The organism is Nocardioides ungokensis, assembly GCF_013466985.1.
GTDB lineage: Bacteria > Actinomycetota > Actinomycetes > Propionibacteriales > Nocardioidaceae > Nocardioides > Nocardioides ungokensis.
The window spans coordinates 3315291-3335000 of the sequence record NZ_CP059164.1 but is presented as its reverse complement, the minus strand read 5'-3'; the positions used below and the strand labels follow the sequence as shown (position 1 = coordinate 3335000).

Below are 19710 nucleotides of genomic sequence, written 5' to 3'. Positions count from 1 at the left end.
ACTCGCGCGAGGGCCGGGCTCCGGAGGTCGTGCTGGTCTCAGTTGGTCGCCACGTCGGCGCAGGTCACCCAGGCGCGGACGATCTGGTCGGTGTTGCCGTTGTTGTATCCCTTGATGACCCACTCCGTCGGACGGAAGTTGCCCGCGTCGTCGACGGGGACGTAGTCGCCCTCGAAGTACGGCGCGGAGACCGTCACCTGGATCGACTTGTTGTCGCCGCCCAGGTCCTTGTCGCCGCCCCAGGTGGAGAACCCACCGCCGAGCGCGTACTGCCCGGCCGGGCACTCGCCGCGCACGGTCTGGAGGCTCGCGCCACCGTCGCCGACCCAGGTGGTCTTGTAGTCGGCACCGGCGGTCAGGTTGGTCACGCCGTCCTTGCCGGCAGGTCCCTGCTCGCCGGTGCGGTCCAGCCTCTTGTTGACGCCGTCGGACAGGTCGACGCCGTGGACCGCTCCGTCCTTGATCTGCGCCGAGTTGATGAGACCGGCAGCGGTCGCCCCGCCCACACCGGCCCCGACGGCCAGGACGATGCCGGCGACCGAGACGCCGAGCGCGGTACGGGCATTGATGTGCTTCATGAGATGTGTCCCCCCTAGTACGGACCCACCGGGCGTCCTTTGCCCGGCGGGGCGCCTGCAGCGTGTCACGCGGATCGGGACCGGGTGGTTGATTTGGTCAATCTTCTGGCGATTCGCGGGTTCGGCGGCTGGGGCCCGGTCAAATAGACTCGGGACACGATGAGTGAGACCCCCGCCGCCCCCCGCCTCGCCGAGACCTTCGCCGAGGTCGAGGACGCCCTCCTGTCCCGCTGGCCGGAGACCCGGCTGGAGCCGTCCCTGGACCGGATCCGGGCCTTCACCGAGCTGCTCGGTGACCCGCAGACGTCGTACCGGCTGATCCACCTCACGGGCACCAACGGCAAGACGTCGACGTCGCGGATGATCGACACCCTGCTGCGCGCACTCGATCTGCGCACCGGGCGCTTCACCAGCCCGCACGTGGAGCGGATGACCGAGCGCATCTCCGTCGACGGCGAGCCGCTGACGGACGAGGAGTTCGTGCGCGCCTTCAACGACGTCGCGCCCTACACCCACCTCGTCGACGAGGACCAGGAGCACCCGCTGTCGTTCTTCGAGACGGTCGTGGGCATGGCGTACGCCGCGTTCGCCGACGCACCCGTCGACGTGGCGGTCGTCGAGGTCGGGATGGGCGGCTCGTGGGACGCCACCAACGTCGCCGATGCCGACGTGGCCGTGGTGCTGCCGATCGCGGTCGACCACGCGCAGTACCTCGGTGACTCGCCGATCGCCATCGCGGAGGAGAAGGCCGGCATCATCAAGCCCGGCTCGATCGCCGTGCTGGCCCAGCAGACCCCCGAGGTCGCCGAGCTCCTGATCCAGCGCGCCGCCGAGGTCGGGGCGACCGTCGCCCGGGAGGGCATGGAGTTCGGCGTGGTCTCGCGCGTCCCCGCGGTCGGCGGACAGGTCGTCTCGTTCCAGGGGCTGCGGGGGAGGTACGACGAGGTCTTCCTGCCCCTCTACGGGGCCCACCAGGCGCAGAACGCCGCGGTCGCGCTGGCCGCGGTCGAGGCGTTCGCGGCCAGTGGTGAGCAGAGCCAGCCGCTCGACGAGGACCTGGTGCGCGCGGCGTTCGCCGAGGTCACCTCGCCCGGCCGGCTGGAGATCGTGCGGCGCAGCCCCACGGTCGTGCTCGACGCGGCCCACAACCCGCACGGCGCCGAGGCGCTGGCGGCCGCGCTCGAGGACTCCTTCACCTTCTCCCCGCTGATCGGGGTGCTCGGGGTGATGTCGGACAAGGACCACGAGGGCCTGCTGACGGCGCTCGAGCCGCACCTCGCCCACGTCATCTGCTCGCAGAACTCCACCCCGCGTGCCCTGCCCGCGGAGCGGCTCGCCGAGGCGGCCCGCGCCGTCTTCGGGGAGGACCGCGTCTCGGTGGCGCCGCGGCTGGCCGACGCCGTCGACCAGGCGGCCGCGCTGGCGGAGGCCGGCGAGGCGTTCGGCGACCCGCTGGGCTCCGGCGCCGTGCTCGTCACGGGTTCGGTCGTCACCGTCGGCGAGGCCCGGGCGCTGCTCGTGCCGCGCGGCAGGGAGGCCCGCGCATGAACACGCCACGAAACCGCTCGCTGTGCTTGCGCAGGGACGCCGCATGAGCGACGACCGGACCCGCTCGCCCCGCCGCGGGATGTGTGCCGCGATCCTGTGCCTCGAGGCGATCACGCTCGGGCTGACCACCCCGGTCATGGTGTCCGTCTCCGACGTTGCCCTCGGCACCGCTCTGGCCATCGGCCTCGGCCTGATGGTCGTCTGCCTGCTGCTCGCCGGGATGCTCCGCGCGGAGTGGGCCTACACCCTCGGGTGGGCGGTCCAGGTGGCCGCGATCGCCCTCGGCTTCGTGATCCCGCTGATGTTCGTCCTCGGCGCGATCTTCGCGCTGCTGTGGGGGACCGGCTACTTCCTCGGACGCAAGATCGAGCGGGAGCGCGCCGCGGCGTACGCCGCCTTCGACGCGCAGCGGGACTGACGCCCAGCCCTCACCCCAGCGGCCGCACCAGCGCCGCCAGCGCCTCCTCGAGCTGCTCGTCGGTGCACCCGCCGAAGCCGACGACCAGGCCGGTGAGGTCCGAGGAGCGGCAGTAGTCGGCGAGCAGGTTCACCCCGTAGCCGGCGGCGCGGGCCGAGTTCCGGGCCCGGCGCGCCTCGGCCGCGGGCAGCAGCCACGTCGAGTACATCCCGGCGAGCGGTCCGGCGAGCTCGGCGTACGGCGAGAGCGCGGCGGCCACCCGCGGCGCCCGCTCGGCGTACACCCGGCGTGCCGTGCGCACCACCTTGTCGACGTAGCCCTCGCGCAGCAGCGACACGAAGGCCCGCTGGACCGGCCAGGGAGCGGCGTCGTGGGTGATGCGGCGGCGCTCGTTGATCGGCTCCAGCAGGTCCGGTGGCGGCACCAGCCAGCCCAGCCTCAGGCTCGGAGCGACGGACTTCGAGGCGGTGCCCAGGTAGGCGACCCGTGAGCGGTCGAGCGTCGCGAGGGCCGGAACGGGCGCGACGTCGTAGCGGAACTCGGAGTCGTAGTCGTCCTCGAGCAGCACCGCCCCCGCCGCCCGGGCGGCAGCCAGGGCCGAGAGCCGGTCCGTCGCCGGCATCACGCGGCCGAGCGGGTGCTGGTGGGCGGGGGTGAGGTAGGCGGCGACGACGCCCGCGAGATCGGTGACCGGGGCGGTGGCCGGCAGGTCGACGACGCCCCGCCCGCTGCCGCGGACCGTCTCGACGGCGGCGCGGTAGCCCGGGTCCTCGAGGGCCACCGGGCCGGGCGGCAGCGCGGCCAGCACGTGCCTGAGCCCGTCGGTGGTGCCGTGGGTGACGACGAGCTCGTCGGGGTCCACCGCCAGGCCGCGGGTGCGGGCCACGTGGTCGGCCAGGGCCGCGCGCAGCTCCGGCAGCCCGCGGGGGTCGTCGTACCCCCTCGGCGGGCGGGCGGTGGACACCTCGCGCCAGGCCCGGCGCCAGCCGGCCGCGTGCCGCGGGTCGATCCACGGCGTCCCGGCGTCCAGCCACACCAGGTCACGGCCGGGGGACGGCGTGCGCCGTCGGGCCGGCGCCGCGAGGGCTGCGCCCCCGCCGGACGCGACGAAGGTGCCGGCGCCGCGACGGGTCTCCAGCCAGCCCTCCGCGAGCAGCTGGTCGTAGGCCTGCTCGGTGACCGAGCGGGCGACGCCGAGGTCGGTCGCCAGTGACCTGGTGCTGGGCAGCCGGTCGCCGCGGGCGAGCGTGCCGGCCAGCACCAGCTCGCGGATCTGCCCGGACAGCTGGACGCCGAGCGGCACGCCGCGGCTGCGGTCGAGCCGCACCGGCACGGGGGAGTGGGGCACCGGATTGTCCTGTCCAAGTGGTCTCGAATTGGCCCGTGACGACGGGCCACCGGGAGTCGACGATAGTCCGGTGACCACGACTCCGCTCTCGCCGTCCCCCGCACGACCGTCACCCGCGGTCGCAACCGTGCCGTCGTCGACCGCGACCAGCTGCACGCGCTGCTCGCCGACGCCCTGGTGGCCCATGTCGGCGTCGTCATGGGCGGGCACCCCGTCGTGCTCCCCACCGCCTACGCCGTGGACCCCGGCGGCCCGGACCGCGACGGCACCCTCTACCTGCACGGCTCGGTGGCGGCCGGCTGGCTGCGGGGCGCCGAGGACACGACCGTGTGCGTCACGGTCACCGAGCTCGACGGGCTCGTTGCCGGGCGCTCGGCCTTCCACCACTCGATGAACTACCGATCGTCGGTCGTCATCGGAGCGGCCCGCCTCGTCGACGACGCGGTCGAGAAGGAGCGGGCGCTCGCGCTGATCGTCGACCACATGGTCCCCGGGCGCTCGGCCACCCTGCGCGCGAGCACCCGCAAGGAGCTCTCCGCAACCGCGGTGCTCGCCGTTCCCCTGCACGAGGCCTCCCTCAAGGTCCGGGCCGGTGGCCCGGTCGACGAGCCGGAGGACGTCGCCGCCGGGGTGTGGGGCGGGCACGTGCCGCTGCGCCGCGTGGCCGGCGACCCGGTCGCGGACGCCGACGCCGGCGGTCCCGTCCCCGAGGACGTACGCCGTCGCGCCGCCGGACTCGCCGCTGGGTAGGGTGCGGGCCATGACGCAGCGCACCCTGGTCCTCCTCAAGCCCGACACCGTCCGTCGTGGACTGGTGGGGGAGGTCCTCTCCCGCTTCGAGGCCAAGGGCCTCTCACTCGTGGCCATGGAGCTCCGGACCATCGACGCCGACAAGGCCGACGAGCACTACGCCGAGCACGTCGAGCGCGACTTCTACCCGCCGCTCCGGGCCTTCGTCACCAGCGGTCCGCTGGTCGCCATGGTGCTCGAGGGTGACGAGGCCATCGAGGTCGTGCGCGCCCTCAACGGCGCCACCGACGGCCGCAAGGCCGCGCCGGGCACCATCCGCGGTGACCTGTCGCTGTCCAACCGGGAGAACCTCGTGCACGGCTCCGACGGCCCGGAGTCGGCCGAGCGCGAGATCAAGATCTGGTTCCCGAACCTCTGACACGACGCGGGCCCCGTCCGGCTGCCCCCCTGGTCGCCAGCCGGACGACGGCCCGCACGCCGCACCGTACGTGAGCGGGGGCGACCTGCTCGCCGGTGAGTCTCACCGGGTTTTGCTTCCCTGAGGCACCAGCGGGAGGCAGGATCGCCTCCATGATCCGGCTGGTCGAACGTGCCACCGAGCTCCATCAGGTCATGACGCTGATCGAACGCGCCCGGGAGGGCACGGGCGGGCTGCTCCTCCTCGAGGGGGAGGCGGGCATCGGCAAGACCACGATCCTGCGGGAGGCTGCGGCGATCGCGGCCCAGGAGGGCATCGCGGTCGCGCGGGCGACCGGCCACCCGATCGAGTCCACGCTCTCCTTCGGCCTGGTCCGCCAGCTGCTCGAACCCGCGCTGGCCGGGGTCGCGCCGGAGGAGCGCGCCGCGCTGGCGGCGGGCCCGGCCCGGGCGGCGGTCGCGCTGCTCGAGGGTGCCCCCGCCACCGGCAGCGAGGAGCTCGAGCTCGTGCACGCGGCGTACCGCCTCGTCGCCGAGCTGGCGACGGCCGGCGGCGACCGTCCCTGGCTCGTCGTCGTCGACGACCTGCACTGGGGCGACCGCTCCTCGGTCACCTTCCTGCTCTACCTGGCGCAGCGCCTCGCCGACCTGCCGGTCGGGCTCCTGGCCACGGTGCGCACGGGCGAGACCACGGACGTGGACGACCTGCTCGGCCGCCTGCTGGCGGAGGTCGGCCTGGGTGGCACCACCCTGGGGCCGCTGTCGGCAGAGGCCTGCACCGAGCTCGTGCGTCGCCGCTTCCCCGAGGCCGCCGACACCTACTGCGCGGAGTGCGCGCGCGTGACCGGCGGCAACCCGCTGCTGATCAACGAGCTGCTGCAGGCCGTCGCCACCAGCGGCGCCGCCACCGACGACGACGCGGCCCAGCGGCTGCACGAGACCTCGTCGATCTCGCTCCAGCGCTCCACCAGCCTGCGCCTGGCCGGTGCCGGGGAGGCCGGCCGCGAGGTCGCGGAGGCACTTGCCGTCCTCGAGCCGGGCGCTCCGCTGCGCCGCGTCGCGGCCCTCGCCGGCCTGCCGACCGAGGTCGCCGCCTCCGCCGCCGACGCGCTGGTCCGGGCCGGCGTGCTGCAGTCCAGCGACCCGCCGGCCTTCGCGCACCCGCTCCTGCAGTCGGCCGTCCGCAGCTCCATCCCGGATGCCGAGCGAGGCACCCGGCACCGGCGCGCCGCGGCACTCGCCCACGAGGACGGGGTCGGCCCCGAGCCGGTCGCGGCCCACCTGCTCTGGTCCACGCGCGCCGCTGACCCGTGGGCGGTGGAGCGGCTGCGCGCCGCGGCCCACGACGCCCGGTCCCGCGGTGCAGCCGAGTCGGCCTGTCGCTACCTCGAACGCGCCCTGGAGGAGCCCCCGTCGCCGGACGAACGCGCCCACGTCCTCGCCGAGCTCGCCGAGGCCGAGCTGCTCACCGGCAGGCTGAGCGCCGTCGAGCGCCTCGACCAGGCGAGCCAGGCAGCCGTCGACCCCGAGACCGAGCTGGCGGTGATGGTGCGGATCGGTGACGTGCTGTTCCAGAGCGGGAAGTACGACGAGGCGGCCGAGGTGTTCGACCGCGCCCTGCGCCTCCAGAGGGGCGGGGACGACGAGCTGCACTCGCGGCTGCGCGTGTGCCGGCTCGCCATGGAGACCCTGCGCCCGGGCGGGAAGGTGGGACCGGACCTGGTGGACGTCCCCGACGAGCAGCTCGCCACCGGCGGCCGTTTCCTCCAGGTCCACCTCGCCCTCGCCAGCGTCATGGGCGTGACCGACCACGAGCAGACCCGCCGGCTGGCGCTCGGAGCGCTCGACGACGGCGCGATGCTGCGGGAGCAGGGCATCGGCCTGGACCTGATGGTGGCGCTGGGCTGCCTCATCTGGGCCGACCTGTTCGAGGAGTGCGACGAGGAGGTGGCTCGCGGCCTCGAGGTGGCCGACCGCCAGGCCTCCCACCTGGGCCGGGCGAACCTGCTCTTCGGCCGAGCCTGGGAGCGCTACTGGGCAGGGCGGCTCGAGGAGGCCGTCGACGACTCCCTCGCCGCCATCGAGCCGTGGCGAGGGGGCTGGAACGGCCAGATCCACTTCGCGCGCTTCTGGTGCGCTGTGGCGCTCCTGGAGCTGGACCGCCTCGACGAGGCGGAGGCCGTGGTCGACGAGCCGGACTCGCCCGAGCACGGCGCGGACGCCGTCGGCATCGCCACGATCGAGGTCGCCCGCGGCCGGGTCGCGGCTGCCCGAGGCGACCACGAGGCGGCCCGCGAGCACATGGACAAGGCGGTGACGGCGGCGTCCAGCCTGCCGTTCCTGGTCAACCCGACCGTGCTGCCCTGGCGCTCGGAGGCGGCGCTGGCGCACCTCGCGGTCGGTGACGTCGAGCGGGCCCGCGCGCTGGTGGCCGACGAGGTCCGCCTGGCTCGCGCCTACGGCGCCCGTCGGCCGCTGGGGGTGGCGTTGCGCGCCCAGGGCCTGGTGGTCGGCGGCGAGGAGGGGCTCGAGCTGCTCCGGGAGAGCGTCGAGACGCTCGTCGAGTCACCGGCCCGGCTGGAGGAGACCCGTGCCCGGATCGACCTGGGCGCGGCGCTGCGCCGGGCCGGGCGGCGCAGCGAGGCGCGCGAGATGCTGCACGAGGGGCTGGACGTGGCGACCCGCCTCGGTGCGGTCCGCCTGCGTGACCGGGCCCGTGCCGAGATGACGGCCGCGGGTGGCCGACCCCGCCGGGAGGCGGTGAGCGGTCCGGAGTCGCTGACCCCGAGCGAGCGCCGGGTCTGCGAGCTCGCGGCGGCCGGTCGCAGCAACCCGCAGATCGCCGCGGAGCTCTTCCTCAGCAGACGGACCGTGGAGTTCCACCTGCGCGGCGCCTTCCGCAAGCTCGGGTCGGCTCGCGCGACGAGCTGGCCGCGGCGCTGCGCGATCCCCGGGTGGACTGACGGGCGACTTACCCGCGGGACCGGCGACCGGCCGCGGCGCGACGTACGCCGCATTTCCCGCGCCGACGGGTCCGCGTGTCCTGCCGGGGAGGGGCCCTCCCGCTCCTTAGCCTTGTGCCACTCCCTTCCCAGCAGCACCATTTCTTCCCCAGGGCGGCAGCACATGGCGAACAGCTTCATCGGCCGAGACATGGCCGTGGACCTCGGCACCGCCAACACCCTCGTCTACGTCCGCGGCAAGGGAGTCCTCCTCGACGAGCCCAGCGTCGTCGCCCTCAACGCCACCACCGGCGAGATCCTCGCGGTCGGCCACGAGGCCAAGCGGATGATCGGCCGCACGCCGGACAACATCACCGCGATCCGCCCACTCAAGGACGGCGTCATCGCCGACTTCGAGGCGACCGAGCAGATGCTGCGGTTCTTCATCCAGCAGGTGCACCGCCGGCGCTACTTCGCCAAGCCGCGGATGGTCATCTGCGTGCCGAGCGGGATCACCGCCGTCGAGCAGCGCGCCGTCAAGGAGGCGGGCTACCAGGCCGGCGCCCGGCGCGTCTACATCGTCGAGGAGCCGATGGCCGCCGCGATCGGCGCCGGGCTCCCGGTGCACCAGGCCACCGGCAACATGGTCGTCGACGTCGGCGGCGGGACCACCGAGGTCGCCGTCATCTCGCTCGGCGGCATCGTCACCAGCCTGTCCATCCGCACCGCCGGCGACGACCTCGACCAGGCGATCGTGGCGTGGATGAAGAAGGAGTACTCCCTGATGCTGGGGGAGCGCACCGCCGAGGAGGTCAAGATGACCCTCGGCTCGGCCTTCCCGCTGCCGGACGAGCCCGAGGCCGAGATCCGCGGGCGCGACATGGTCTCCGGCCTCCCGCGCACCGTCGTGGTCAGCAGCGCCGAGGTCCGCCAGGCGCTCGAGGAGCCGCTGCACGCCATCGTCGACGCCGTCCGGGCGACGCTCGACCAGACCCCGCCGGAGCTCGCCGGCGACATCATGGACCGCGGCATCGTGCTCACCGGCGGTGGCGCGCTGCTGCGCGGCCTCGACGAGCGCCTGCGGCACGAGACCGGCATGCCCGTGCACGTCGCCGAGGACCCGCTCACCTCGGTCGCCCACGGGGCGGGCAAGTGCGTCGAGGAGTTCGAGGCCCTCCAGCAGGTCCTCGTCTCCGACCCCCGGCGGTACTGATGGGTCCGCTCGACAGGCTCCGCAAGCCGTCCGGCGGGTTCGGTGGTCGCAGCCGCTCCAGGGCGGGCCGGGAGCGCCGCTGGGGCGGCTCCGGCCAGCTCGACGACGGCTCCCGCCCGTCGCGCTCCCTGCTGGTGGCCCTGGTGCTGGCCAGCCTGACGCTCATCACGCTCGACTACCACGGCGGTGACGACTCCCCGGTCGAGTCGGCGCGGCGCGCCGTGGGTGAGGTCTTCGGACCCGTCGAGACCGGCACCGCGACCGCGATCCGGCCCTTCACCGCCGTCCCGGACTGGTTCCGCTCGCGCGGCGCCCTGAACGAGGACGTCGCCCGGCTCCAGGCGGAGAACTCCCGGCTGCGGTCGGCGGCGGCCACCGAGGACTACGACCGCAACCGCCTCCGTGAGTACGACGGCCTGACCGCCGCCGCGGACAACCTCGGCTACGCCCTGGTCCCGGCCCGGGTGGTCGCGATGGGGTCGGCCCAGACCTTCTCCGACACCGTGACCATCGACGCGGGCTCCACCGCCGGGATCCATCCGGACATGACGGTCCTCAACAACGACGGCCTGGTCGGCCGGGTCCTGCGCGTCACCAGGACCACCGCCACCGTCCTGCTGATCGTCGACACGGACTCGGTCGTCGGCGGCCGGGTCGGCGAGAGCATGGAGGTCGGCTTCCTGCACGGCCGCGGCGAGATCGGGGGCGACGGCCGGCTCGACCTCGACCTGGTCGACGGTGCGGAGGTCCCGGCCAGCCACGACACGGTGGTCACCTGGGGCAGCAAGGACGGCGCGCCGTACGTCTCCGGCGTGCCGGTCGGCCGCGTCACCAGCGTCTACAGCAGCGTGCGGGAGTCGACCCAGCGCGCGGTGATCGATCCCTACGTCGACTTCGCGTCCCTGGACCTCGTCGGTGTCGTGGTGCCGTCGGGCACCCGCAGCGACCGGGCGGTCATCGAGGCCGACGGGAGCCTGAGGTGAGCGCGGTGCGCGGCCTGGTGGCCGCCCTCGCCGTCGCGGTGGCGCTGGTCCTCCAGGTCACGGTGTTCCCGCACCTGGCCTTCGAGGGCATCGTGCCCAACCTCTGCCTGCTCGTCGTGGTCGCCGCCGCGCTCACCCGCGGTCCGCAGTTCGCGGTGGTCCTCGGCTTCCTCGCCGGGGTCGCGCTCGACCTGGCGCCGCCGGCCGACCACGTGGCGGGCCGCTGGGCCCTGGCCCTGGTCGTCGTCGGCTGGCTGGCCGGCCGGATGCGCCAGGACGTGAAGCCCACCGCCACCACGGTCGTCGCGACCGTGGCCGCGTCGTCCTTCGTCGGCACCTCGATCTTCGCCATCAGCGGCCTGGTGCTCCGGGACCCCGCCCTCGGCGTGCCCGACCTGCTCCGCGTCATCCTGGTCGCCGTCGTGTGGGACGTCCTGCTGACGCCCTTCGTGCTGCCGCTGCTGATGCGGATGTTCCACCGCCTCGAGCCCGCCCGGACGGCGTGATGGCGCCGCGCGACTCCGGGCCGTCGGGGCGCATGTCCGCGGCCGCCACCACCAAGAGCCGGCTGCGCCTGATCGTGATCCAGGCGCTCGTCTTCGCGCTCTTCGCGACGCTCTTCGCCCGGCTCTACTACCTCCAGGTCGTCGGTGGCGAGGAGTATCACGCGCAGGCGGCCTCCCAGTCGGTCCGCGAGGTCGTCGTCCAGCCGCAGCGCGGCCTGATCGTCGACGACATGGGTCGCCCGCTGGTCGCCAACCGCACCTCGTGGGTGGTCTCGGTCGACCGGGCGATGCTCGACAAGATGTCTCACTCGCAGCGGGGCAAGCTCATCGAGCGGCTGGGTGCGGTGGTCGGCCAGAAGCCCGCGACGATCCGCCAGCGGCTGGTCACCTGTGGTGAGTCCGGGAGCGTGACGGGCACCTGCTGGAACGGCTCGCCGTACCAGCCCGTCCCCGTCGCCTCCGACGTCCGCCAGGGTGTGGCGCTGCGGATCCTCGAGCAGCCCGAGGACTACCCGTCCGTCGTCGCCGAGCAGCAGAGCGTGCGGGCCTACCCGCAGCCCTTCGGCGACAACCTCGCGCACGTGCTCGGCTACCTGAGCCCGATCACGGCGCAGGAGTACGACCGCGCCCAGAAGCACGGCGACCGCTCCCTCAACGGCGCCTCCTCGGTGGGCGCCGGCGTCGAGAAGCAGTACGACGCGTGGCTGCGCGGGATGCCCGGCTACAAGCGGGTCGCCGTGGACTCGATGGGCCGCGTGCTCGGCAACAGCAGCGAGGTCAAGGGCCAGCCCGGCGACACCCTGGTGACGTCGATCGACGCCAAGGTGCAGGGCGTGGTCGAGAAGCAGCTGGCGCAGACGATCAAGCTGGCCAGGCAGACCTACGACCCGGTCACCCACCAGAACTACAAGGCCGACTCCGGTGCCGTCGTGGTGATGGACGCCAAGTCGGGCCGGATCATCTCGATGGCCAGCCAGCCGACGTACGACCCCTCGGTGTGGGTCGGCGGCATCACCAAGAAGCAGCTGGCCCACTCTACTCCGACGCGGCCGGCACCCCGCTGCTCAGCCGAGCGACGCAGGGCCAGTTCGCCCCCGGCTCCACCTGGAAGCCGATCATGACCGTCGGGGCGCTCAACAACGGCTTCACCCCGCAGACCCGCCTGGACTGCTCCTCGGGCTTCCAGGTGGGCAACCGGTGGTTCAAGAACTACGAGTCCGAGGCCTACGGGATGATCGGCTTCGACCGCGCCCTGCAGCTCTCGTGCGACACGTTCTTCTACCGGGTCGGCTTCCACTTCTGGCAGAAGTACGGCTCGGACCCGACCAACGTGAACGCCAAGGACCCGCTGGTCCAGGAGGCCAAGAACTTCGGCTTCGGCAGCGAGACCGGCATCGACCTGCCGGGCGAGGCCAGCGGTCGGATCGCCGACCGGCACTGGAAGCTCGCCTACTGGAAGTCCATGAAGGGCTACTACTGCTCGATGGACCGCAAGGGCAACGCCCCGAGCGCCTTCCTGAAGCTGTTCGCCCACGAGTTCTGTCTCGAGGGCAGCTACTACCGGGCCGGCGACGCGGTGAACTACTCGATCGGGCAGGGCGACACGATCGTCACGCCGCTCCAGCTCGCCCGCGCGTACGCCGCGCTCTCCAACGGCGGCACCCTGTGGAAGCCGCAGATCGCCAAGGCGATCGTGAGCGCCGACGGCAAGGTCCTCAAGCGCTTCACGCCCAGGGCGACCGGCAAGGTGGACGCGTCCGCGTCGAGCATCCGCTACGTCAACCAGGCGCTGCTCGGCACGCCCAAGGTGGGCACCCTGGCCTGGAAGTTCATCGACTTCCCGCTCGACACCGTGCACATCCGCGGCAAGACCGGCTCGGCCGAGGTCTACGGCAAGCAGTCGACCTCGTGGGTGGCGACCTTCGACGACAACTACGTCGTGGTCATGATGGTCACCCAGGCCGGCACCGGCTCGGGCACCTCCGGCCCGGCGGTCCGCAAGATCTGGGAGGCGCTCTACGGCATCAAGGGGATGAACGTCGACCCCGCGCACGCCGCGATCCCCGGCACCGTCCCGCCGAAGGACCTGCCCACGTTCATGAAGGACGGCTCGATCCTGCCGCCCGCACGGGAGGACTGACATGCCCCACCAGCCCAGCCCCCGCTCCGCCCGCAGCACCCTGCGCGCGCCCGGCCTCGACTGGCTGCTGATGCTCGCGGTGCTCGCCCTGGTCACCCTCGGCAGCCTGCTGGTGTGGTCGGCCACCTCGCACCGCGACGACCTCACCCTCGGCGACCCCACGGCGTACCTGAAGAAGCAGCTGGTCAACGTCGCCATCGGCCTCGTGCTGCTGGTGATCGTGATGGCCACCGACCACCGGTGGGTGCGGATCGTGGCCCCGCTGGTCTACCTCGCCTCGATCGTCGGGCTGGTCATGGTCCTGACGATGGGCTCGACCATCAACGGGTCGCGTTCGTGGCTCGAGCTCGGCGGGATGTCGATCCAGCCGTCGGAGTTCGCCAAGCTCGCCGTGGTCATCGGCATGGCGCTGCTGGTCGCCGAGCGCGCGGAGAACCACTGGCACAACCAGGTCGGGACCGCCGAGGTGGTCGGCATGCTGGTGATCGCCGGCGTCCCCGCCGCCCTGATCATGCTGCAGCCCGACCTCGGCACGATGCTCGTGCTCTCGGCGACGGTCTTCGGCGTCCTGGCGACCTCGGGCGCCCCCCGGCGCTGGCTGGCCCTGCTCGGCGTCGGCGGCGTCACCGCGGCTGCGGTCGCGGTCGCGGCCGGCTTCCTCAAGCAGTACCAGGTCGACCGCTTCATGGCGTTCACCAACCCCGACCTCGACCCGCGGGGCGCCGGCTACAACACCGAGCAGGCGCGCATCGCGGTCGGCAACGGCGGCCTCTTCGGCCAGGGCCTCTTCCACGGCTCCCAGACGCGCGCCGGCTTCGTGCCCGAGCAGCACACCGACTTCATCTTCACCGTCGCGGGCGAGGAGCTCGGCCTCGTCGGCGCGGGCGTGCTGATCGCCCTGATCGGCATCGTGATCTGGCGGGCGCTGGCCATCGCGCGGCACACCGACGACGTCTTCGGCCGGGTCGCGGCCGCCGGCATCGCCTGCTGGTTCGGCTTCCAGGCTTTCCAGAACGTCGGCATGTGCCTGGGCATCATGCCGGTCACCGGCGTCCCGCTGCCGTTCGTGTCGTACGGCGGCAGCTCGATGTTCGCGGGCATGCTCGCGATCGGCCTGCTGCAGAACATCCACCTGCGCTCGACCGCCTCGCTGCCGACCCGCTACATCATGCCGGTGCGGGTGCTCGCGTCCCGCTGACGGCTGCTCAGGGCTGCACGGACAGGAACAGGTACGCCGCCAGCAGCACCAGGTGCACCCCGCCGTTGAGCGGCTTGGCCCGCCCGGGCACCACGGTCAGCACACCGACGACCACGGAGATCGCGAGCAGCACCATCTGCATGGCGTCGAGCCCGAGTGCCAGCGGACCGTCGAGCCAGATGGAGGCGGGCCGCGATGGTCGGGATGGTCAGGCCGATCGAGGCCATCGCCGAGCCGTACGCCAGGTTGAGGCTGACCTGGACGTCGTCGCGTGCCGCCGCCCGGACGGCCGCGATCGACTCCGGCAGCAGCACGAGCAGGGCGATCACCACCCCCACGAACGCCGCGGGGAAGCCGGCGGCGGCGACGCCGTCCTCGATCGCGGGTGACTCCACCTTGGCCAGGCCGACGACGGAGACGAGCGAGACCAGCAGCAGGCCCAGGCTGGCCATCGCCGTGCGGCCGGAGGGCGGGTCGGCGTGCCCGTCGCCGTCGGCGTCGACCGGTCCCGGTCCGGAGTCGACCGGCAGGAAGAAGTCGCGGTGCCTGACGGTCTGGGTGAACACGAACAGTGCGTAGAGCGCCAGGGAGGCGACCGCGGCGAAGGCCAGCTGCGAGGAGGAGAACTCCGGGCCCGGCTCGCTGGTGGTGAAGCGGGGCAGCACCAGCGTCACCGACGCCAGGGTGATCACGGTGGCCAGGGCCGACCCGGCGCCCTCGGGGTTGAAGACCGCGAGGTGGTGGCGCAGCGCCCCCACCACGAGGGCCAGGCCGACGATCCCGTTGACCGAGATCATCACCGCCGCGAACACGGTGTCACGGGCGAGCCCTGAGGTGTCCTTGTCGCCGCTGACCATGAGCGTGATGATCAGCGCCACCTCGATCACGGTCACGGCGACGGCGAGGATCAGCGAGCCGAAGGGCTCGCCGACCCGGTGCGCCACGACCTCCGCGTGGTGGACCGCGGCCAGGACCGCCCCGACGAGCACGCCGCCCACGACCGCGACGAGCAGGGCGCCGGCCGCGCCGTTCGGGTGCCGACCCCAGGACGCGGCCAGCACCACGAGCGCCACGACGGGTGTGACGACCGTCCACCGGAACCTGCTCGACACCACCGCATCCATGCCCAGACCCTAGGGAACCCCACCCAAGGACGTCCTAGGCTCGAGGACGATGACCATCGAGCACGCACCGGCCGAGACCGGCGAGTACACCCACGCCCAGGTCCTCACCATCCTCACCGGCCTGATGATGGGCATGTTCCTCGGGGCGCTGGACCAGACGATCGTCAGCACGGCGATCCGCACCATCGCCGACGACCTCCACGGCCTGTCCGTGCAGGCCTGGGTGACCACGGCGTACCTGATCACCTCGACGATCGCGACGCCGATCTACGGCAAGCTCGGCGACCTGTACGGGCGCAAGAAGCTCTTCATGTTCGCGATCACGATCTTCATCGTCGGCTCGGCGCTGTGCTCGTTCGCCACGTCGATGTACATGCTCGCCGGCTTCCGCGCCATCCAGGGGATCGGCGCCGGCGGGCTGTTCACGCTGGTGCTCGCGATCATCGGCGACATCGTCTCGCCGCGGGAGCGGGCGCGCTACAGCGGCTACTTCATGGCGATGTTCGGCACCTCCAGCGTCCTCGGCCCGGTGATCGGCGGGTTCTTCGCCGGGCAGTCGGTGCTGTTCGGGGTGGCCGGCTGGCGCTGGGTCTTCCTGGTCAACGTGCCGCTCGGCGTCGCCGCCCTGATCGTGGTGGCGCGCACCCTGCACCTGCACCAGCAGGCCCGCGACCGGGCGAGCATCCGCATCGACTGGTGGGGCGCCACCTGGCTGGTCGTCGCCCTGGTGCCGCTGCTCACCGTGGCCGAGCAGGGCCGCCAGTGGGGCTGGGACTCCGGCCGGTCGCTGACGGCCTTCGTCATCGGGGCGGTGGGCCTGGTCGCCTTCGTCTGGGCCGAGGCGAGGATGGGTGAGGCCGCGCTCATCCCCCTGCGGATCTTCCGGGTGCGCGCGGCGGCGGTGGCCATCGCCGCCAGCGTCATCGTCGGCATGGCGATGTTCGGCGGCATCATGCTGCTGCCGCTCTACATGCAGATCGTGCACGACGCCTCGCCCACCGAGGCCGGCTTCCTGATGCTGCCGATGGTCGTCGGGATGATGGCCGCCTCGATCGGCTCCGGGCAGGTCATCTCCCGGACCGGGCGGACCCGGCCGTTCCCGCTCGTCGGCTCGCTGCTCATCACCGCGGGGCTGCTGCTGCTCTCGCGGACGGGTGCCGACACGCCCCTCATCGAGGTGCTGCTGCCGATGTTCGTGCTCGGCCTGGGCCTCGGCAACTGCATGCAGCCGCTGCTGCTGATCCTGCAGAGCGCCGTGCCGCCCCGCGACATCGGCGTGGCGTCGAGCTCGGCGACGTTCTTCCGGCAGATCGGCGGCACCCTGGGCGTCGCGATCTTCCTCTCGATCCTGTTCGGCAGCGTGGGAGGCAACATCGCGAACGCGGTCCGCGCCGACGCCGCCACCCCGGCCTGGGCGGCCACCGTTCGTGACCCGCAGGTGATGGCCGACCCGCTCAACCGGGCCGTGGTCCAGGCCCTGCAGCACCCCACCCCGGACGGGGGAGTCCTGGGCCAGGTGCAGGACGACTCCTCGATCATCGGCCGGATGAACGCCGTCCTCGCGCACCCGTTCAAGGTGGGCTTCGCCGACTCGATGGCCTCGGTCTTCCTGATCGCCGGCGTCGTGGCCTTCCTCGCCTTCCTGGTGCTGCTCTGGATGCCGAAGGTCGAGCTGCGCGCCACGTCCGCGAGCGCCGCGTCGCGCGCGGACGCGGTGGCAGCTGCCGGTCCGCCTGCCGACCCGCGGGGCTGAGCCCACGCGCGCACCATGGCCCGCACGGGCCATGGTGCGCGCGGGAGGCGAGTGACACCGTGGAGGCGTGGCGCCTGCAGAGCTGCTGCGCGACGCGGTCGAACGTCGCGCGATCTCGGGCCATGAGGGAAAGTCGGGAGCCGGCCTGGAACGGGTCCGGCTCGCGGACGGGCGCGCCCTGGTCGTCAAGAGGGTGCAGCCGGGCGAGGACTTCACCCTCGACCTGACCGGTGGTGGCCCCGGGCGCGAGTACGTCCTGTGGCGCGACGGCGTGTTCGACCGCCTGCCGGACGGCGTGGGCCACGCGGTCGTGGACGCGTGGCTGGAGGGGGAGACCACCGTCGTCGTGATGCGGGACCTGGGCGAGACCGTGCTGACCTGGGAGCACCACCTGTCGCCGGCGCGTGCCTTCTGGGTCGTGGAGCGGTTGGCCGCGCTGCACCGCGGCTTCCTCGGCGACCCGCCCCCTGGGCTGGCGCCGCTGGACCTGGTGCTCAGCCTGTTCGCGCCCGCCCGGATCCGTGCCGTGGCCGATGAGGGCAACGAGCTGATGGTCCTGGCCTGCCGCGGCTGGGAGATCTTCGCGGAGACCGTCCCGGCCGACGTGGCCGACCCGGTGCTCGGGCTGCTCGACGACGTACGCCCCCTCGCCGACGCGCTCGGCCGTGCGCCGGTCACCCTGGCCCACGGCGACGTCGCCACCGTGAACATGGCCTTCGAGGGTGACGACCTGGTGCTCCTCGACTGGTCGATGCCCAGCGCCGCACCGGGCGCCCTCGACCTCGCCCGGTTCATCGCGGGCTGCGCGTCGGTCCTGGCCCCGACCCGCGAGGAGCTGCTGGCGGCCTACCGCCGCGCGGCCGGCCCGGCGGCGGACGAGAGGTCGGTGCGGCTGACCCTGCTCTCGGGCCTGGTGTGGCTGGGCTGGAACAAGGCTCTGGACGCCGCGGAGCACCCCGACCCGGCGATCCGGCAGCGGGAGAAGGCGGACCTCGACTGGTGGGTCCGCGCAGCACGAACCACGCTCGAGAGCGGAGAACTCTGATGGATCTGAACACGATGTACGCCCGCACCGTCGAGACCTGGGCCGAGCGCGTCAACGCCGTGCCGTCGGACCGGTGGGCCGACCCGACGCCGTGCCGCGACTGGACGGTGCGGACCTGGTCAACCACGTGTGCGGCGAGGACCTGTGGACCGCGCCCCTCGTCGCCGGCCGCACCATCGAGGAGGTGGGGGACCGGTTCGACGGCGACCTGCTCGGGAACGACGCGATCAACAGCGCGCTCTCGGCGGCTCAGGAGGCCACGCGAGCCGTGGCCGAGTCGGCGCCCCGGGGCGGCACCGTGCACCTGTCGTACGGCGAGGAGCAGCTCGACGAGTACGTCCACCAGCTGGCGGCCGACCACCTCATCCACGCCTGGGACCTGGCGGTGGCGACCGGTGGCGACCCGCGGCTCGACCCGGCGCTGGTGCACGAGGTGGCCACCTGGTTCGCCGAGCGCGAGGAGCTCTACCGGTCCGCCGGAGCGATCGGACCCCGGGCCGCCTCGCACGGTGACGCCCAGAGCGAGCTGCTGGCCGGTGCGGGCCGGGACGCGGCGTGGGGGCCCAACCACGCTGCGCTCGCGCGGTTCTCGGCGGCCTTCGGGCGCGGGGACGTCGACGCGATCATGGCCCTGATGACCGACGACTGCGTCTTCGAGGGCACCGAGCCGGCCCCGGACGGGACCCGGGTCGAGGGGGCGGCGGCCGTACGCGCGGTGTGGGAGGACCTGTTCGGCACCACCCGGGACGCCGCCTTCACCGAGGAGGAGTGGTTCGTGTGCGGGGACCGGGGCGTGCTGCGCTGGCGCTTCGACTGGACCGGCGACGACGGCACGCCGGCGCACGTTCGTGGGGCCGACGTGCTGCGGATGCGGGACGGGAAGGTGGCCGAGAAGCTGTCCTACGTCAAGGGCTGACCACGTCGTGAACGACTGTTGCGGGTGAGGACCGGGAGCGTCGGGTCGTGCTTGGATGTGGGCATGACCGAGCACACCATTGACCCGGCCATCGTCGAGGCGGTCCAGGCCGTCGCCAACCGCTTCGGCGCCGCGGGGCTCGAGGACCTGATCGCCGAGGCACAACGTGAGCTCGCGGAGGCGCGCGCCGCGCTCGAGCAGCTCGCCTCCGAGACACCGTAGGCCTCTCCGGGGAGGCCTCTCCGGGGAGGCCTATCCCGCCGGTCGGGCCAGGCGCTTGAGCCGGCCGCGGGCAGTCGAGTCCTCCCTGAGGGACACCAGTCCGGCCGCCTTGGCCAGGCCGTGTGGCGGCATGTTGCCGTAGACGGCTTCATACTCCCCGGCGCGCACCAGGAACGTCTCGTGCCAGATGCCCGACCGCGGGTCGCGGCCGACGCGGCGCCAGTAGTTGCGCCAGGCCGGCCGGTGCGGGTCGTCCTCGCTGTTCGCGTAGCGCTCGAGGTCCTCGAAGGACCGCCAGTACTGCACGTTCATCGTCAGCCCGTAGGTCTCGTAGCCGAGGAGGCCCTTCTCAGGATGCCTGGTGAGGTACTTGAGCATGTAGGGCATGCCGCGCATGCCCCCGAGGTCGCGCAGCGTCCGGACCGGGTGGCGCGGGTCGATCCGCGCTCCGATCAGGAACACCACGAAGTCACCGTCGATCTGGGCCGCCCAGCGGCCCTGCCGCACGTCCGCCATCCTCGGATGGTCCCCCGCGTCGACGGGCGTGACAAGGGTCGCCCGGTCCATCGGTCCGTCCGGTCTTCGGTTCGCCCGGGGCCCGGAGGGCGA

The 19710-nt window shown here is 73.0% G+C and carries 17 protein-coding genes and 1 pseudogene; 14 read left to right on the top strand and 4 right to left on the bottom strand.

Annotation, left to right across the window (positions count from 1 at the left end; all coding sequences use genetic code 11):
• Positions 1-38 precede the first annotated feature (38 nt).
• A complete protein-coding gene (locus tag H0S67_RS16430; protein WP_180933906.1) occupies positions 39-578 on the bottom strand; it encodes a hypothetical protein in 540 nt (179 codons plus the stop codon).
• Between the two features lie 159 nt (positions 579-737).
• Here H0S67_RS16430 and folC point away from each other — a divergent pair, with 159 nt between their 5' ends.
• Positions 738-2126 (top strand): bifunctional tetrahydrofolate synthase/dihydrofolate synthase, encoded by a 1389-nt coding sequence (folC, locus tag H0S67_RS16425; RefSeq protein WP_180933905.1) that lies wholly within the window; start codon positions 738-740, stop codon positions 2124-2126.
• 43 nt (positions 2127-2169) lie between these two features.
• Positions 2170-2544: a DUF4233 domain-containing protein gene (locus tag H0S67_RS16420; RefSeq protein WP_246354814.1), complete on the top strand. Its 375-nt coding sequence runs from the start codon at positions 2170-2172 to the stop codon at positions 2542-2544.
• Positions 2545-2554: 10 nt separating this feature from the next.
• Here H0S67_RS16420 and pdxR read toward each other — a convergent pair whose 3' ends face one another.
• Positions 2555-4102 (bottom strand): MocR-like pyridoxine biosynthesis transcription factor PdxR, encoded by a 1548-nt coding sequence (gene pdxR, locus H0S67_RS16415; protein WP_246354813.1) that lies wholly within the window; start codon positions 4100-4102, stop codon positions 2555-2557.
• Here pdxR and H0S67_RS16410 point away from each other — a divergent pair.
• From H0S67_RS16410 to rodA, 8 genes are all read left to right on the top strand, one after another.
• Positions 4091-4642 carry a pyridoxamine 5'-phosphate oxidase family protein gene (locus H0S67_RS16410; protein ID WP_246354812.1) on the top strand — a complete coding sequence of 184 codons (552 nt, stop codon included), beginning with the start codon at positions 4091-4093 and terminating at the stop codon, positions 4640-4642. The genes pdxR and H0S67_RS16410 overlap by 12 nt on opposite strands.
• A gap of 10 nt (positions 4643-4652) precedes the next feature.
• Positions 4653-5060 carry a nucleoside-diphosphate kinase gene (ndk, locus tag H0S67_RS16405; RefSeq protein WP_180933904.1) on the top strand — a complete coding sequence of 136 codons (408 nt, stop codon included), beginning with the start codon at positions 4653-4655 and terminating at the stop codon, positions 5058-5060.
• Positions 5061-5212: 152 nt separating this feature from the next.
• Positions 5213-9214 carry a rod shape-determining protein MreB gene (gene mreB / locus H0S67_RS16400; protein WP_180933903.1) on the top strand — a complete coding sequence of 1334 codons (4002 nt, stop codon included), beginning with the start codon at positions 5213-5215 and terminating at the stop codon, positions 9212-9214.
• Positions 9214-10197: a rod shape-determining protein MreC gene (gene mreC, locus H0S67_RS16395; protein WP_180933902.1), complete on the top strand. Its 984-nt coding sequence runs from the start codon at positions 9214-9216 to the stop codon at positions 10195-10197. Before mreB ends, mreC begins: the two co-directional genes overlap by 1 nt.
• Complete coding sequence (mreD, locus tag H0S67_RS16390; protein ID WP_180933901.1) at positions 10194-10703, top strand: rod shape-determining protein MreD; 510 nt, start codon at positions 10194-10196, stop codon at positions 10701-10703. The genes mreC and mreD overlap by 4 nt, the downstream gene beginning before the upstream one ends.
• Before the next feature lie 32 nt (positions 10704-10735).
• Entirely contained in the window at positions 10736-11824 is a 1089-nt protein-coding gene (locus H0S67_RS25675) for a penicillin-binding transpeptidase domain-containing protein (RefSeq protein WP_246354811.1), read from the top strand.
• On the top strand, positions 11764-12843 hold the full coding sequence (locus H0S67_RS25670) for a penicillin-binding transpeptidase domain-containing protein (protein ID WP_246355396.1): 1080 nt from the start codon (positions 11764-11766) through the stop codon (positions 12841-12843). The genes H0S67_RS25675 and H0S67_RS25670 overlap by 61 nt, the downstream gene beginning before the upstream one ends.
• A gap of 1 nt (position 12844) precedes the next feature.
• Positions 12845-14041, top strand: a complete 1197-nt coding sequence (gene rodA, locus H0S67_RS16380) for a rod shape-determining protein RodA (protein ID WP_180933900.1) — start codon at positions 12845-12847, stop codon at positions 14039-14041.
• Here the strand turns inward: rodA and H0S67_RS16375 are convergent.
• A complete protein-coding gene (locus H0S67_RS16375) occupies positions 14005-15165 on the bottom strand; it encodes a calcium:cation antiporter (protein ID WP_246354810.1) in 1161 nt (386 codons plus the stop codon). The two genes, rodA and H0S67_RS16375, sit on opposite strands and share 37 nt — an antisense overlap.
• Before the next feature lie 34 nt (positions 15166-15199).
• Here H0S67_RS16375 and H0S67_RS16370 point away from each other — a divergent pair.
• The 4 genes and pseudogenes from H0S67_RS16370 to H0S67_RS16355 all read left to right on the top strand — a co-directional run.
• Positions 15200-16918, top strand: a pseudogene (locus H0S67_RS16370) (MDR family MFS transporter); the annotation flags it as partial.
• 67 nt (positions 16919-16985) lie between these two features.
• Positions 16986-17963 carry a phosphotransferase family protein gene (locus H0S67_RS16365; RefSeq protein WP_180933898.1) on the top strand — a complete coding sequence of 326 codons (978 nt, stop codon included), beginning with the start codon at positions 16986-16988 and terminating at the stop codon, positions 17961-17963.
• Between the two features lie 73 nt (positions 17964-18036).
• A complete protein-coding gene (locus tag H0S67_RS16360) occupies positions 18037-18879 on the top strand; it encodes a nuclear transport factor 2 family protein (protein WP_219635308.1) in 843 nt (280 codons plus the stop codon).
• Between the two features lie 63 nt (positions 18880-18942).
• Positions 18943-19101: a hypothetical protein gene (locus tag H0S67_RS16355; RefSeq protein WP_180933897.1), complete on the top strand. Its 159-nt coding sequence runs from the start codon at positions 18943-18945 to the stop codon at positions 19099-19101.
• Positions 19102-19131: 30 nt separating this feature from the next.
• Here the strand turns inward: H0S67_RS16355 and H0S67_RS16350 are convergent, their stop codons facing one another.
• Positions 19132-19617 (bottom strand): DUF4188 domain-containing protein, encoded by a 486-nt coding sequence (locus H0S67_RS16350; RefSeq protein ID WP_180933896.1) that lies wholly within the window; start codon positions 19615-19617, stop codon positions 19132-19134.
• Between the last annotated feature and the right edge of the window lie 93 nt (positions 19618-19710).

Excerpts from the sequence above, each read along its gene's own strand:
- H0S67_RS16355 (WP_180933897.1), top strand. The coding sequence starts at position 18,943 with ATGACCGAGCACACCATTGACCCGGCCATCGTCGAGGCGGTCCAGGCC.
- H0S67_RS16430 (WP_180933906.1), bottom strand. The coding sequence starts at position 578 with ATGAAGCACATCAATGCCCGTACCGCGCTCGGCGTCTCGGTCGCCGGC.
- H0S67_RS16350 (WP_180933896.1), bottom strand. The coding sequence starts at position 19,617 with ATGGCGGACGTGCGGCAGGGCCGCTGGGCGGCCCAGATCGACGGTGAC.
- H0S67_RS16375 (WP_246354810.1), bottom strand. The coding sequence starts at position 15,165 with ATGGATGCGGTGGTGTCGAGCAGGTTCCGGTGGACGGTCGTCACACCC.
- H0S67_RS16410 (WP_246354812.1), top strand. The coding sequence starts at position 4,091 with ATGGGCGGGCACCCCGTCGTGCTCCCCACCGCCTACGCCGTGGACCCC.
- mreB (WP_180933903.1), top strand. The coding sequence starts at position 5,213 with ATGATCCGGCTGGTCGAACGTGCCACCGAGCTCCATCAGGTCATGACG.
- mreC (WP_180933902.1), top strand. The coding sequence starts at position 9,214 with ATGGGTCCGCTCGACAGGCTCCGCAAGCCGTCCGGCGGGTTCGGTGGT.
- H0S67_RS16420 (WP_246354814.1), top strand. The coding sequence starts at position 2,170 with ATGAGCGACGACCGGACCCGCTCGCCCCGCCGCGGGATGTGTGCCGCG.
- ndk (WP_180933904.1), top strand. The coding sequence starts at position 4,653 with ATGACGCAGCGCACCCTGGTCCTCCTCAAGCCCGACACCGTCCGTCGT.
- rodA (WP_180933900.1), top strand. The coding sequence starts at position 12,845 with ATGCCCCACCAGCCCAGCCCCCGCTCCGCCCGCAGCACCCTGCGCGCG.
- H0S67_RS25675 (WP_246354811.1), top strand. The coding sequence starts at position 10,736 with ATGTCCGCGGCCGCCACCACCAAGAGCCGGCTGCGCCTGATCGTGATC.
- folC (WP_180933905.1), top strand. The coding sequence starts at position 738 with ATGAGTGAGACCCCCGCCGCCCCCCGCCTCGCCGAGACCTTCGCCGAG.